At 54.2% G+C, this 13240-nt stretch carries 13 protein-coding genes; 12 read left to right on the top strand and 1 reads right to left on the bottom strand.

Annotated elements, in window-relative coordinates; translation table 11 throughout:
• The first annotated feature begins 106 nt into the window (after nucleotides 1-106).
• The 11 genes from VGM48_RS08365 (at nucleotide 107) to VGM48_RS08315 (ending at nucleotide 12080) form a co-directional block, all read left to right on the top strand.
• Nucleotides 107-940 (top strand): prephenate dehydratase, encoded by an 834-nt coding sequence (locus VGM48_RS08365; RefSeq protein WP_331577952.1) that lies wholly within the window; start codon nucleotides 107-109, stop codon nucleotides 938-940.
• Nucleotides 937-2121, top strand: a complete 1185-nt coding sequence (locus VGM48_RS08360; RefSeq protein WP_331577950.1) for a pyridoxal phosphate-dependent aminotransferase — start codon at nucleotides 937-939, stop codon at nucleotides 2119-2121. Before VGM48_RS08365 ends, VGM48_RS08360 begins: the two co-directional genes overlap by 4 nt.
• Nucleotides 2118-2969, top strand: a complete 852-nt coding sequence (locus VGM48_RS08355; RefSeq protein ID WP_331577948.1) for a prephenate dehydrogenase — start codon at nucleotides 2118-2120, stop codon at nucleotides 2967-2969. Before VGM48_RS08360 ends, VGM48_RS08355 begins: the two co-directional genes overlap by 4 nt.
• A 169-nt stretch (nucleotides 2970-3138) precedes the next feature.
• On the top strand, nucleotides 3139-4809 hold the full coding sequence (locus tag VGM48_RS08350; RefSeq protein ID WP_331577946.1) for a DEAD/DEAH box helicase: 1671 nt from the start codon (nucleotides 3139-3141) through the stop codon (nucleotides 4807-4809).
• A 46-nt stretch (nucleotides 4810-4855) separates the two neighbouring features.
• Entirely contained in the window at nucleotides 4856-5947 is a 1092-nt protein-coding gene (locus VGM48_RS08345) for a chorismate mutase (RefSeq protein WP_331577944.1), read from the top strand.
• A gap of 5 nt (nucleotides 5948-5952) precedes the next feature.
• Entirely contained in the window at nucleotides 5953-6363 is a 411-nt protein-coding gene (locus tag VGM48_RS08340) for a transposase (protein ID WP_331577942.1), read from the top strand.
• Nucleotides 6360-7391, top strand: coding sequence for a 3-dehydroquinate synthase (aroB, locus tag VGM48_RS08335; RefSeq protein ID WP_331577940.1), 1032 nt, complete (start codon nucleotides 6360-6362; stop codon nucleotides 7389-7391). Before VGM48_RS08340 ends, aroB begins: the two co-directional genes overlap by 4 nt.
• A gap of 3 nt (nucleotides 7392-7394) precedes the next feature.
• Nucleotides 7395-8777, top strand: coding sequence for a 3-phosphoshikimate 1-carboxyvinyltransferase (gene aroA, locus VGM48_RS08330; protein WP_331577939.1), 1383 nt, complete (start codon nucleotides 7395-7397; stop codon nucleotides 8775-8777).
• The gene (locus tag VGM48_RS08325; RefSeq protein WP_331577937.1) at nucleotides 8774-9769 is read left to right on the top strand and encodes a chorismate synthase; all 996 of its coding nucleotides are present in this window, start codon (nucleotides 8774-8776) and stop codon (nucleotides 9767-9769) included. Before aroA ends, VGM48_RS08325 begins: the two co-directional genes overlap by 4 nt.
• Nucleotides 9770-9835: 66 nt before the next feature.
• Nucleotides 9836-11512: a L,D-transpeptidase family protein gene (locus tag VGM48_RS08320; RefSeq protein WP_331577935.1), complete on the top strand. Its 1677-nt coding sequence runs from the start codon at nucleotides 9836-9838 to the stop codon at nucleotides 11510-11512.
• 97 nt (nucleotides 11513-11609) lie between these two features.
• Complete coding sequence (locus tag VGM48_RS08315) at nucleotides 11610-12080, top strand: septal ring lytic transglycosylase RlpA family protein (RefSeq protein ID WP_331577933.1); 471 nt, start codon at nucleotides 11610-11612, stop codon at nucleotides 12078-12080.
• Here VGM48_RS08315 and VGM48_RS08310 read toward each other — a convergent pair.
• Complete coding sequence (locus VGM48_RS08310) at nucleotides 12077-12529, bottom strand: hypothetical protein (protein WP_331577931.1); 453 nt, start codon at nucleotides 12527-12529, stop codon at nucleotides 12077-12079. The genes VGM48_RS08315 and VGM48_RS08310 overlap by 4 nt on opposite strands.
• A gap of 220 nt (nucleotides 12530-12749) precedes the next feature.
• Between VGM48_RS08310 and VGM48_RS08305 the strand changes: the two genes are divergently transcribed.
• Nucleotides 12750-13232 carry a DNA starvation/stationary phase protection protein gene (locus VGM48_RS08305; RefSeq protein WP_331577929.1) on the top strand — a complete coding sequence of 161 codons (483 nt, stop codon included), beginning with the start codon at nucleotides 12750-12752 and terminating at the stop codon, nucleotides 13230-13232.
• Nucleotides 13233-13240: the final 8 nt, after the last annotated feature.

The raw sequence follows: 13240 nt of genomic DNA, 5'->3' as shown, positions 1-13240 counted from the left end.
TTTTTGCATTATGGGCCTATAAGGCCCATCGGCTGAAGGCCAAACGACAGATGTTTTTTGCGGGAGGTTATCTTCGGCAGAAGCGGAGGCGATAAACAAAGCGGATATGAGTAAAAAAGTTTCGATACAGGGTTATGAAGGCAGCTTTCACCAGATGGCGGCGCAGCATTTTTATGGAAAGGATGTGGAGGTGATCACCTGCGCCACCTTCAGGGAGGTGATCCGGGTGGCTTTGAATCCGAAGGAGAGTGATGGCGGCGTGATGGCGATAGAGAACTCGATTGCCGGCAGCATTCTGCCCAACTACAATCTGCTTCAGAAGAGCGGCCTGCGGGTCGTGGGGGAAATTTACCTCCAGATCGAGCAGCATCTGCTGGTCAATCCCGGTGTCGGGCTCGGGGATATCCGGGAGGTGCATTCTCATCCCATGGCGCTTTTGCAATGTATCGATTACCTTGAGAAGCATCCCAACTGGAAACTTGTGGAGACCGAGGACACGGCGTTAAGTGCAAAGCATTTGCATCAGCATAGAAGCAAGCATTCGGCGGCTATTGCCAGTGGACTTGCCGCCGAGTTGTACTCGTTAGAGATCCTGGGACCGAGTATTCAGACGATGAAGAACAACTACACCCGGTTCCTGGTGTTGCAGCGGGAAGACAACGCGATGGTGGTCAGCAATCCCAATAAGGCTTCCGTCAATTTCCATACGGATCACTCCCGGGGCAGTCTGGCGCGGGTGTTGACGAAGATCGCGGATGGCGGGATCAATCTGAGCAAGCTGCAATCCTTTCCGATCCCGGGGAGTGAGTGGGAATATTCATTTCATGCGGATATGGAATTCGAGGAGCCGGCGCAATTTGACCGGGTGATCGAGGCGATCAAGCCGATGACGGCGGAGCTGAAAATTTATGGAACCTATAAAAAAGGTGTAACAATATGACGACTTCGAAGGCAATCACAACGGCCGGGAGACTGGAGGGTATCGGGGAATACTATTTCTCGAAGAAGCTGCGGGAGATCGACGAACTGAACAAGCAGGGAAAGAATGTGATCAACCTGGGGATCGGCAGTCCCGATCTGCCGCCGCATCCGGATGTTATCCGGGTGTTACAGGAGGAAAGTGCTAAACCGAATGTACATGCGTATCAATCTTATAAGGGATCGCCGGTGCTTCGCAAGGCGATTGCGGAATGGTATCGCCGGTGGTATGGAGTGGGGCTGGATGCCGACACGGAAATCCTGCCATTGATCGGTTCGAAGGAGGGTATCATGCATATCTGTATGACCTATCTCGATAAAGGGGACGGGGTGCTTGTTCCCAACCCGGGATATCCGACGTATCGGGCAGCGGTGAAGCTGGCGGGCGGTGAGTGTATCGATTATTCGCTGACCGCGGAAGGGGGCTGGTATCCGGATTTTGACGAGCTGGACCGGCTGGTCGCCGGTGCGGATGGCCGGGTCAAGCTGATGTGGGTGAACTATCCGCAGATGCCGACGGGGCAATTGCCGGATCAGGGCTTATTCGAGCGGCTTGTTGCCTTTGGGAAGAAGCATGCGATCCTGATCTGTCACGATAATCCATACAGTTTTATCCTGAATGACCGGCCGATGAGCTTGTTGGCGACCCCGGGGGCGAAGGAGGTGGTTATCGAGTTGAATTCGCTGAGCAAGTCGCAGAATATGGCCGGCTGGCGGGTGGGCACCCTTGCGGGCGCGAAGGAGCGGATAGACGAGATCTTACGATTCAAGAGTAATATGGATAGCGGGATGTTCCTGCCGGTGCAGCTGGCGGCGGCGAAGGCGCTCTCGCTTGGCAAGGACTGGTATGACAGTGTCAATGCGGTGTATCGGGAACGGCGGGGCTATGCGTTTCAGCTGCTGGAGCTGCTGAAATGCGATTTTTCCAAAACGCAGGTGGGCATGTTTGTGTGGGCGGAGATACCTTCCTCCTATGCGGATGGGTTTGCGTTGAGCGACCGGGTGTTGTATGACGCCAACGTATTTATCACCCCCGGTGGCATTTTCGGCTCTGCCGGCGCCGGTTATGTACGGGTGAGCCTTTGCACGCCGGTGGAGAAGATTAAAGAAAGTATAAACAGGATAAAATCAGCGGGGATATGAGATTCGATACCGTTACGATCGTCGGTGTTGGTTTGATCAGCGGGAGTTTTAGTCTGGCCCTGAAGGACCGGGCGCTGGTGCGTCGCGTTATCGGGGTTAGCCGGACGGGGGCGAGTGCGCAGCGCGCGTTGGAACTGGGTTTGATAGATGAGATCTTGCCGCTGGAAGAGGCGGTGAAGCAAAGTGAACTAATTTATGTCGCTATTCCCGTGGATGCAACCATTCCGGTGATGAAGCAGGTGATGGACCTTGTCAATGACCGGCAGATCGTGGCCGATGCGGGGTCCACCAAGCAGGCGCTTTGTGAGAGTCTGGCCGGTCATCCGATGCGGCGGCGGTTCGTGGCGATGCACCCGATGTGGGGAACGGAATACAGTGGGCCGGAGGCGGCGGTGCGTGATGCCTTCAAAGGCAGGTCCTGTGTCATTTGTGAAAAGGAGAAGAGCGATTCCGATGCCTTGAATGTCATGGAGGATCTGTACCGGCAGATGGGAATGCATTTCGTTTACATGGATGCGAACAGCCACGACATGCACGCCGCATACATTAGTCATATTTCGCATATTACTTCTTTTGCGTTGGCTAACACGGTGTTAGAAAAGGAGAAGGAGGAGAGTGCGATCTTCGAACTGGCGGGTGGTGGTTTTGAGAGTACGGTGCGGCTGGCGAAGAGTAACCCGTCGATGTGGGTACCCATTTTCATGCAGAACAGGGAGCATGTGCTGGATGTATTGAACGAGCATATCGCGCAGTTGAGGAAGTTTAAGAGCTGTCTGGAAAAGGAGAATGCCGATTATTTGCGGGAGCTTATGGAAAACGCCAATAAGATCAGGAGAATAATCAAGTAAAACTCAGTGGGTTCGGGGGGGAAATGCGACCGGGTGAAGCAGCGTAACAAGGCGGACCGCCGGGTCCGACGGCCGAAGGCCAGGACATTAGTGGTATTTACGCTGGAGGGCATTTTTCAAGGCGCCCGGAGGCGTAAATACCGTACCTTTGCGGCAAATTTAGATAAGTATGATGACATTTGAAGGGTTAGGTCTGGATGCCCGGCTTGTACAGGCTACTGACGCGTTGGGATTTAAGGAGCCGACACCCATACAGGAACAGGCTATTCCTGTATTACTTAGCGGAACGAAGGACCTGGTAGGATTGGCACAGACGGGTACCGGAAAGACCGCGGCTTTTGGCCTGCCGCTGTTGCAACTGGTGGATGTGGCGGAACGATATCCGCAGGCGCTGGTGGTATGTCCGACCCGGGAGCTTTGCATGCAGATAGTGAGCGAGGTGGAGCTTTTCAAGAAGTTTATTCCGGGGATGCATGTGCTGGCGGTGTATGGGGGGACTTCCATCGGTTTGCAGATACGTGATCTGCGCCGGGGGGTGCAGATCGTGGTAGCCACGCCGGGCCGGCTGATCGATCTGATCGAACGAAAGGCGATCAATCTCGAGCAGATAAAGTTCGTGGTACTGGACGAGGCGGATGAGATGCTGAACATGGGCTTCCAGGACGATATCGAATTCATACTGCAGAATACGCCGAAACGGGATGCTACGTGGTTATTCAGCGCTACGATGCCGCCTGAGATCAAGCGGGTTAGCAAGAAGTACATGCAGTCGCCGAAAGAGATCACGGTGGGTAAGGTCAATACGGCGAACAAGAATATCGACCACCAGTATTATGTGACGTCGGCGCATCAGCGGTATGAGACGTTGAAGCGGATCATCGATTTCAACCCGGGGATCTACGGCATCATTTTTACCCGGACGAAGATCGATGCGCAGAACATAGCGGAGAAGCTGACGCGGGAGGGATATGATATCGACGCGTTGCATGGGGATCTGACCCAGCAGCAGCGGGACAAAGTGATGGGGGAGTTCAGGGAAAGGACCCTGCAACTGCTGATCGCGACGGATGTGGCGGCGAGGGGTATCGATGTGAAGGAGATTACGCATGTCATCAACTATGAGTTGCCGGATGACATGGAAGTATATACGCACCGCAGTGGCCGGACGGGCCGGGCGGGGAGCACGGGGATCGCGTTATCGATCGTGCACAGCCGGGAGATCGGCAAGTTGCGGCAGATTGAGCGGATCGTTCAGAATACGTTCCATAAGATGGAGATCCCCAGCGGGAAGGATGTGTGCCGGAAACAGTTCTTTTCATTTATGGACAAGCTGCTGCAGGCCGATATCAGTCATGGGGACTATGAGTCCTATGTGCCGATGCTGGCCGAGAAGTTTGCGGATATCAGCAAGGAAGAGGTGTTGAAGCGGGTGGCAGCGATGGAGTTCGACCGCTTCCTGAAATACTACGAGAATGCGGAGGACCTGAATGTGCGGGAGAGAAGTGTGAGCCGGGACCGGGATGCCCGGGGCGGAGACCGGAAGGAATATGGACGCAGGGATGAGGGGCGCACGAGGGGAAGGGAGTATACCGCCGATGGAGAGTATACAAAGTTGTTTGTCAATCTCGGCACGAAGGATGGGTTCTATAAAGCCAGCTTTCTGCAATTCATCCTGGATATGAGCGATCTGCGCAAGGAAGTGTTGGGCCGGATCGATATGAAGGAGATGAACACCTGGATCGAGGTCGACAAACGGTCGGCGACGCAGATGATCCGCGCCATAGATGGCAAGAATTATAAGGGGAGAAGGATCCGGATGAATGATGCGAACAGCCGTTAACGGCTGCGGCCGAAGGCGCGAAAAAGACTATTAAAAGTATATTTATATGGAAGCAACTGAAACAAAGAGCGCGAAGGAAATTGTCCAGGAAGCCTGGAAAAAGCGCCCGCTGATCATTTCCGGTCCCTGCAGTGCCGAAACGGAGGAGCAGACCGTCGAGACCGTTACCCGGTTGGCAAAGACGGGTAAGGTCGATATTGTAAGGGCCGGCATCTGGAAGCCGCGTACGCGTCCGGGCAGCTTTGAGGGGATCGGGACGAAGGGATTGCCCTGGCTGCAGACGGCGAGGAGGCTTACGGGATTGCCCGTGGCTGTGGAGGTTGCTACCGCCAAACAAGTAGAGGATGCGCTGCATTTCGATGTGGATGTACTGTGGATCGGCGCCCGGACGACGGTCAATCCGTTCAGCGTGCAGGAAGTAGCCGATGCGCTGCGTGGTGTGGATGTTCCGGTGCTGATCAAGAACCCGATCAATCCCGATATCGAGCTGTGGACTGGGGCCGTTGAACGCGTTGCCAAGGCCGGGATCAACCAGATCGGGCTGATCCATCGCGGGTTCAGCTCCTATGGCAATACGGAATACCGGAATGCCCCGATGTGGCATCTGGCGATCGAGATGAAGCGCCGGACTCCGGGGCTGATGATGATCAACGATCCTTCGCATATCAGCGGCAGACGGGATATCCTGCTGGATGTGGCTCAGAAGGCGATCGACCTGGACATGGACGGGCTGATCATCGAAACGCATATCGATCCGGACAAGGCCTGGAGCGATGCCAAGCAACAAATTACGCCCGAGCAGCTGGCGGAACTGCTGGACAGCATCAAATGGCGTCATGAGACGACCAACGAAAAAGAATTTATCGATGCGCTGGCCAAACTGCGTGAGCAGATCAACCATATCGATGACGAGTTGATCCAGCTGTTGGGACAGCGGATGCGCATCGCCGACCAGATAGGCACCTACAAGAAGGATAACAATATCACGATCCTGCAGACCAATCGCTGGAATTCCATCCTGGAGAAGGCGTTTGCAAAGGGGGAGAAGCTCAACCTGAGCAAGGAATTCATCACCAAGTATTACGATGCGGTGCATATGGAATCCATCAACCATCAGAACAAGATCATGAACTCCTAGAAGCCATGGTCATCCTCTACGTTCACGTCATCTGGTGTGTACGCCGGCGGGAAGCGCTGCTGAGCAAACCGGTGAGACGTGTGCTTCTTGCCCACCTGCAAAAGGAGGGTGAGGAAAAGGGTTTGAGGGTGCTGGCGGCAGGCGGGGGAGATGATCATATCCATTGTTTATTGCAACTGATGCCGTCGCAGAACCTGGCGCAGGTAACCCGGAGTATGCGGACCTTGACGGCGGACTGGCTTAACGAGGCGAAGCTACTCACGACGGAGTTTGCGTGGGAGGAGGAATATTTTGCCTATTCGGTGAGTCCCAGCGGGGTCCGCCAGGTGATCGATTTTATCGGAAAGCAGGAAGAGTATCATCAGACAAAGACCCTGGATCATGAATTGGACAAGTTCAAAGAGTCAATCGCATGAATAAATTACAATACAAATTCTCCGGCAAGACGACGACCTACTATCTCGATGCGGATCTCGCCTACCTGGAAAAACTCGTCGATAAGGATCACACGGTGTTGATCACCGATGAGCATCTTTTTGCGGCTCAGCAGAAACGTTTTGGCGGATGGAATACCATCGTGATCAATGCGGGCGAGCAGTATAAGGTGCAGGCGACGGTTGATTCGATCGTTGAGCAGCTGATCGAACTGGGAGCGGATCGCAAAACGGTGCTGGTCGGGATCGGCGGCGGGGTGGTGACGGATATTACGGGATATGTCGCGGCTATCTATATGCGCGGACTTTCCTTTGGTTTTGTGCCGACCTCGATCCTGGCGATGGTGGATGCCTCCATCGGCGGAAAGAACGGGATCGACGTGGGTGTCTACAAGAATATGGTCGGTACGATCCGGCAGCCGCAGTTTCTGTTGTATGATTACAGTCTGCTGAAATCGCTGCCGAAGGATGAATGGGTTAACGGCTTTGCCGAGGTTATCAAACATGCGGCCATCCGGGATGCCGCTTTGTTCCGGGAACTGGAGAAGAACAAGCTGACGACCTATCAGCGGGACAAGGCTGCCCTGGCCAAGCTGATCCGGCGGAATGTGGTCATCAAATCGGATGTCGTCGAGGCTGATGAGTTTGAACACGGTGAGCGGCGGCTGTTGAATTTTGGACATACTCTTGGGCATGCGATAGAGAATGTGTATGAGCTTTCGCATGGGCAGGCCATCTCTATCGGAATGGTGGCTGCCTGTATGATCTCGGAGGAGTTTACGGTTTTTAAGGAGACGGACCGGGTGATCGATGTGCTGAAGCGATATGGGCTTCCGACGCTGGCGGAATTCGATCCGAAGGAGGTGATGGAGGTGTTGCGCCGGGATAAGAAGAAGGTTAAGGATACGATGAATTATGTGATGTTGAATAAGGTCGGGCAGGGTGTTGTCAAGGCGATACCGCTGACGGAGTTGGAAAAACTGGTACAATCGATCATAACAGCGCGTTAGATTATGGAAACGACTATAGAACCTTCCTTGTTGTCGGGTGTCATCCTGGCGCCTGCGTCCAAGAGCAGCATGCAGCGGGCTTGTGCGGCGGCGCTGTTAAGAGCGGGGGAGACGGTCATCCGTCACCCGGGTTATTCAAACGATGATAAGGCTGCGCTTGGGGTGATCCGCGACCTGGGTGCGAGGGTGAGTGAGATGGCGGATGGGTCGTTGCTGGTGAGCAGCAACGGGGTTTCGGCTTCTGCGGGGCTCGAGGTGAATTGCGGGGAGAGCGGACTGGGATTAAGAATGTTTGCTCCGATCATCGGGTTGAGTGATAAAGTGATCAGGGTGCGGGGTGAGGGAAGCCTGCTCAAGCGGCCGATGGATTTTTTTGACGAGATCTTTCCGCAACTGGGCATCCGGGTGGTATCCAATGGCGGGAAGCTGCCGTTGGAGATCCAGGGGCCATTACAGCCGAAGGACATCGAGATCGATGGTTCGTTGAGTTCGCAATTCCTGACGGGTTTGCTGTTTGCGTTTGCGGCGGCGGGCGCCCAGGGGGCAGCGATCCGGGTGAGGGACCTGAAAAGCAAGCCGTATATCGATCTTACGCTGCAGGTGATGAAACACTTTGGCTGGGAGGTGGAGAATAGGGATTATAAAGAGTTTTTGTTTGCAGCTGACCGGCTGGCCGGTCAGCGGGAGTATACGGTGGAAGGGGATTGGAGTGGCGGGGCGTTTCTGCTGGTTGCGGGAGCCGTTGCCGGTCCAATCAGTGTCCGGGGACTCGATGAATGGTCGACCCAGGCGGACAAGGCGATCTTACAGGCCCTTTGTGATTGCGGAGCGAGTGTGGAGATCCGGGAGACGGAGATGGTGATCGGGCCCGCGGCAGTCGGACGGGCGGAAATCGGACGGGCGCCCAAGTCAGAGGGGCGCGGCCGGTCCGATGGGGAGGGGCGCAGCCGGTCCGATGGGGAGGGGCGCCAAAGGTCCGACAAGGGGCTAAAGGCTTTCTCTTTCAATGCGACGGATTGTCCGGACCTGTTCCCGCCACTGGTGGCGTTGGCCGCCTATTGCAAGGGGGTGACGACGATCAGCGGCGTGAGCCGGCTGGCGCATAAGGAAAGCAATCGCGGGCTCACTTTGCAGGAAGAGTTTGGGAAGATGGGGGTGGCGATCGAGTTGGATGGGGATGTGATGCGGGTGCAGGGTGGTGGAGTGATCCGGGGGGCGAGGGTCCATTCCCGGCATGATCACCGGATTGCCATGGCCTGTGCCGTTGCGGCGTTGAAGGCCGGGGGACCGGTGACGATCGAAGTGGCGGAGGCCATTGATAAATCCTACCCGGACTTTTACAGGGATCTTCAACGATTGGGGGCAAACGTAAACATAGAGCTATGAATACTTTTGGGCGGTTATTCCGGATCAACATTTTTGGCGAGTCCCACGGGGAAAGTGTAGGGGTCAATATCGACGGATGTCCGGCGGGTATCCCGCTGCCGTTGGAGGACTTTCTACCCGACCTGGAAAGACGGAAGGGGGGAATGCAGAAGGGGACGACGCCGAGGAAGGAGGACGACCTGCCGATCTTCAAGAGCGGCCTTTTTAATGATACGAGTACGGGGTCGCCGATCACGATCCTCTTTGAGAATAAGAACACGCGGAGTGGGGATTATGAGAAACAGCGGGCCGTGCCGCGGCCGGGGCATGCGGATTTTGTCGCCCATACCAAGTTTGGCGGATTCGAGGATTATCGCGGGGGTGGGCCATTTTCCGCGCGCCTGACGGTGGGGCTGGTGGCGGCCGGGGTGATCGCCAAGAAGATCCTGTCCGGAGTGAGGGTAGAATCGAAAATCCTGGAGATCGGGGGCGAAAGCGACCTCGATAAGGGACTTCAGAAGGCCATCGACGCCAAGGATTCGATCGGCGGGATCGTAGAATGCCGGGTGAGCGGGTTATCGATCGGTCTGGGGGAGCCCTTCTGGGACTCGGTGGAATCGTTGCTGGCCCATGGGATGTTCGCCATTCCGGCCGTGCGTGGGGTGGAGTTTGGGACCGGCTTCGCGGCGGCGCGGATGTTCGGCAGTCAGCATAACGACGCAATCGAAGATATGGAGGGGAAGACCCGGACGAATCATGCGGGCGGAGTGGTCGGCGGGATCACCAACGGAAATGAACTGGTCCTGCGGATCGCGATAAAGCCGACCTCTTCGACGCCGAAGGAACAGCAGACCCTCAACTGGGAAACGGGGCAGCAGGAGTCGTTCTCGGTGAAAGGAAGACATGACCTTTGTGTCGCTTTGCGCGCGCCGGTGATCGTGGAGGCCGTGGCTGCTATCGTTTTAGCAGACCTTTGGCTACTGGAACAGCGGATGCCGCGGGTGCGGAAATAGCCAGGGCGCAAAAATTAACTGATTCCACTTAGAAATATTAGCGTCTTGTATTATATTGGGGGATATATGAATTACCGAACGCGCAGCGTTCTTTTCCTTCTGCCGGTGTTTTTGACGATGGTGCTGATGGCCTGTCACGACAAGAAGCCGGGGATCGATAAGGACGAAGTGAAAACCCCCGCCCAGGCGGACGAACACGTAGCAACCGATCTGAAGTCCATGCTCCTATATGTCGCCGGCAATGGCGATAAATTGAACGACTCCACGGTGTTGGCTTACCGTAAACTGGCCGACAGCATTTATGGCAGCAATGGATACAAGGCTATCTGGAGTGATAAACAAAGATGGCTGCCGGCAGGCGATAGTCTTCTTTCCTTTATCGAAGATTCCAAGTATTACGGCCTTTTCCCCACGGATTATCATTATAACGCGCTTGCCTTTTACAAAAGGATCATCGGCGAGGATACCCTTGCGCGTAAGAATGTGGCTATCTGGAACCGGGCCGATATCCTGTTGACCGATGCGTTTTTTACTCTGGTGAAGGACCTGAAGCAGGGGCGGTTGGAGTATGACAGCGTTACGTTGCGAAAGGATTCGATATTGTCGGACAGTTTTTATGCCCATACGCTGGCGACGGCCCGGCAGTTCGGGGTCCGGGGGGCACTTGACAGCCTCGAACCCAGGCATCCGGGTTATGATTCACTAAAGGCCTATCTCGGGGATTTCCTTGTCAATGCCCATTTTCGGAAGCTGACCTGGCTGGACTATCCGTATAAGGATTCGGCCGTGTTCTATACTTCGCTGACCAAACGACTGCAGGAAGTGGGGTATATCGATAGTTCGGTGACCCGGGCAGATACGGCCACCCTTGCGGGTGCGCTTCGTAAGTATCAGGAGACCAATAAGTTGAAGGTGACCGGAAGGGCGTCGCAGGAGACCGTTACGTTGATGGATAATTCCGATTGGGAGAAGTTCAAGCGGATTGCGATCAACCTGGACCGATATAAGCTTTTACCGGATACGCTCCCCCGTACCTATGTATGGGTCGACCTGCCTGCTTTTACCCTACAGGTAAGGGATGACGATACCGTCGCGCTCGAATCGAGGGTTATCGTAGGGTCTCCCAAGACGCGGACACCGCTGCTGAGCAGCGAGATCTCCAATTTTGTGACTTACCCGCAGTGGACGGTGCCGACGAGTATTATTATGAAGGAAATGTTGCCGGCGATAAAGCGGAATGTCGATTATCTCCGAAAGCAGAACCTGATGGTGGTGGATGACAATGACAGTGTGCGGGACCCGATGACCATCAACTGGGCGCGACTGAACAAGAACAACTTCCCGTATCAATTGAAGCAGCGGCAGGGTGATGATAATTCCCTTGGGGTCATGAAATTTAACTTTAGGAATAAATACGATGTGTATCTGCATGACACCAATGTCCGTTGGATGTTCGATAACAAGTTTCGGGCGTTGAGTCACGGGTGTGTACGGGTTCAGCAATGGCGGAAATTATCTGCTTTTCTGATCCGGAACGATACGATGCGATATCATCCGGATACCTTGAAGAGCTGGATCTCCCGGCAGGAGAAGCATACGGTTTATGGGTTTGCGCATGTGCCGATCTATCTGCGATATTTTACGGCCGAGGGCAAGAAAGGGAAGATCCAATTCTATGATGATATCTATGGAGAGGATAGGGTGCTGAGGAACAGATATTTTGCTATGAAGCCTTTATTTTAATTACATTTGGCTGGCTGGCTGGTCTGCACCGGCGCCTTTGGCGCCTAGTAGGGCCCATGATGGCCCTTCGGGCATAACGGCCTCCGGCCGTTATTTTATGAAAACCAAATTACTTGCCTATCTTTTACTGCCTATGGCCGTGTACGGCCGTGACGAAAAGCCTATCCGGGACTCGGTGCCGGCGGCGCACAAGGGGCAGCATCATAAGTCAGCCGAAGTCAAGGTCCAGTATGGGGTCGCCAGTTTTTACGCCAACAAGTTCGAGGGCCGGAAGACGTATACCGATGAGATCTTTTCGCAGGACAAACTCACGGGTGCCAGCAACACGCTTCCGATGCATACCTGGGTCCGAGTGACCAATCTCCGTAATCATAAGTCTGTTATTGTCCGGATCAACGATAAGATGCATCCCCGCAACAAGCGGCTTATCGATCTTAGCCGGGCCGCTGCTGTCCGACTGGGATATGCCGGGAGGGGGCTTACCCGGGTGCGGATCGATGTACTGGGTAAGAAAAGGCCGCCGGACGCCGAGGATGAAATGGCGGTCCGGCAGCCCGGGCAGGATTAATTCTTCATTTTTTTGAAAACACTGCAATCTCCGCTTGTAGAAACATGCAGGAGGTAGGTATATTTTGGTTTGGTCAATGTGACGTAGTAGCTCAGACCGTCGTTTGTGTCGGTATATTCGATGGCGGAGGTGACCACGCCGTCGGGATACTGGTTCTGCAGGTTGAGCAGGACGTTTACCGGCAGGTTGACCCGGTCGATGGTGCGGGTGGTGGCCAGGGGAGTGCCTTCCCGGTCGTAGTAGGCCTGCAATTTCAGGCCGTTCCACATAAAATTGACTTCTGTGAATTGTCCCTTAACTTTGTAGTTAATGTTCGTGGCCTGGGGGAACTGGCGGAGGAAATGATCTGCGCCGACGAAGTTAGGTTCTTCCGTGCCGAAAATTGGACTTGCGTACGAGCTGCCGAATACTGTTATGAAAAGTATAACGGCGATAGATAAACGTTTCATTTTTGATTGTTTGCTGATTTTACAAATTGATTCTTCTCTTCTAGCTAGCTGTACTCTATAAGACGAATGCAATGCCAAACTTGTTACAGGGCGTAAGCGGTTGATTGTGAACGGCATTAACTTTTTTATCACAAATGGAAGTGTTCGGTATCGGACGATCCGTTGTCCGGTAGTGGGACAAATTGAACGGTTGTATTCAAAAATCTAAAAAATAAAAACCATGAACGCAAGCATTGGCATCACTCCGGCAAATCTTCAGGCTGTATCAGTTGAATTAAGCAAGTTACTCGCGGATGAGTTCCTTTTGTATACCAAGACGCGGAATGCTCACTGGAATGTGGAGGGCGCGGATTTCCATTCCATGCATATCTTTTTCGAGCAGCAGTATGAGCAGCTTGATGAGGTGATGGACAGCGTTGCGGAGCGGATTCGTCAGTTGGGTCATTATGCGCCGGCAACGCTGCAGAGTTTTCTGTCGCTGACGCATCTCACGGAGAAGCTGGGTGAGCGGAACGACAGTCCTGGCTTTATCAAGGAGTTGTTGACGGACCATGAGAATATCATTATTTTCCTGCGTGAGAACATCAACCGGTTTGCCAATGAGTACGGCGATGCCGGTACGAGTGATTACATTACGGGGTTGATGGAGGGGCATGAGAAGATGGCGTGGTTCTTACGGGCGCATTTGAATAAGGCGAAGTAAGTGAAAAG

Source organism: Puia sp. (assembly GCF_036500295.1).
Taxonomy (GTDB): domain Bacteria; phylum Bacteroidota; class Bacteroidia; order Chitinophagales; family Chitinophagaceae; genus Puia.
Note: the sequence above shows the minus strand (reverse complement) of the source record. Positions and strands in the feature narration are given on the sequence as shown.

Excerpts from the sequence above, each read along its gene's own strand:
- VGM48_RS08365 (WP_331577952.1), top strand. The coding sequence starts at position 107 with ATGAGTAAAAAAGTTTCGATACAGGGTTATGAAGGCAGCTTTCACCAG.
- VGM48_RS08360 (WP_331577950.1), top strand. The coding sequence starts at position 937 with ATGACGACTTCGAAGGCAATCACAACGGCCGGGAGACTGGAGGGTATC.
- VGM48_RS08355 (WP_331577948.1), top strand. The coding sequence starts at position 2,118 with ATGAGATTCGATACCGTTACGATCGTCGGTGTTGGTTTGATCAGCGGG.
- VGM48_RS08350 (WP_331577946.1), top strand. The coding sequence starts at position 3,139 with ATGATGACATTTGAAGGGTTAGGTCTGGATGCCCGGCTTGTACAGGCT.
- VGM48_RS08345 (WP_331577944.1), top strand. The coding sequence starts at position 4,856 with ATGGAAGCAACTGAAACAAAGAGCGCGAAGGAAATTGTCCAGGAAGCC.
- VGM48_RS08340 (WP_331577942.1), top strand. The coding sequence starts at position 5,953 with ATGGTCATCCTCTACGTTCACGTCATCTGGTGTGTACGCCGGCGGGAA.
- aroB (WP_331577940.1), top strand. The coding sequence starts at position 6,360 with ATGAATAAATTACAATACAAATTCTCCGGCAAGACGACGACCTACTAT.
- aroA (WP_331577939.1), top strand. The coding sequence starts at position 7,395 with ATGGAAACGACTATAGAACCTTCCTTGTTGTCGGGTGTCATCCTGGCG.
- VGM48_RS08325 (WP_331577937.1), top strand. The coding sequence starts at position 8,774 with ATGAATACTTTTGGGCGGTTATTCCGGATCAACATTTTTGGCGAGTCC.
- VGM48_RS08320 (WP_331577935.1), top strand. The coding sequence starts at position 9,836 with ATGAATTACCGAACGCGCAGCGTTCTTTTCCTTCTGCCGGTGTTTTTG.
- VGM48_RS08315 (WP_331577933.1), top strand. The coding sequence starts at position 11,610 with ATGAAAACCAAATTACTTGCCTATCTTTTACTGCCTATGGCCGTGTAC.
- VGM48_RS08310 (WP_331577931.1), bottom strand. The coding sequence starts at position 12,529 with ATGAAACGTTTATCTATCGCCGTTATACTTTTCATAACAGTATTCGGC.
- VGM48_RS08305 (WP_331577929.1), top strand. The coding sequence starts at position 12,750 with ATGAACGCAAGCATTGGCATCACTCCGGCAAATCTTCAGGCTGTATCA.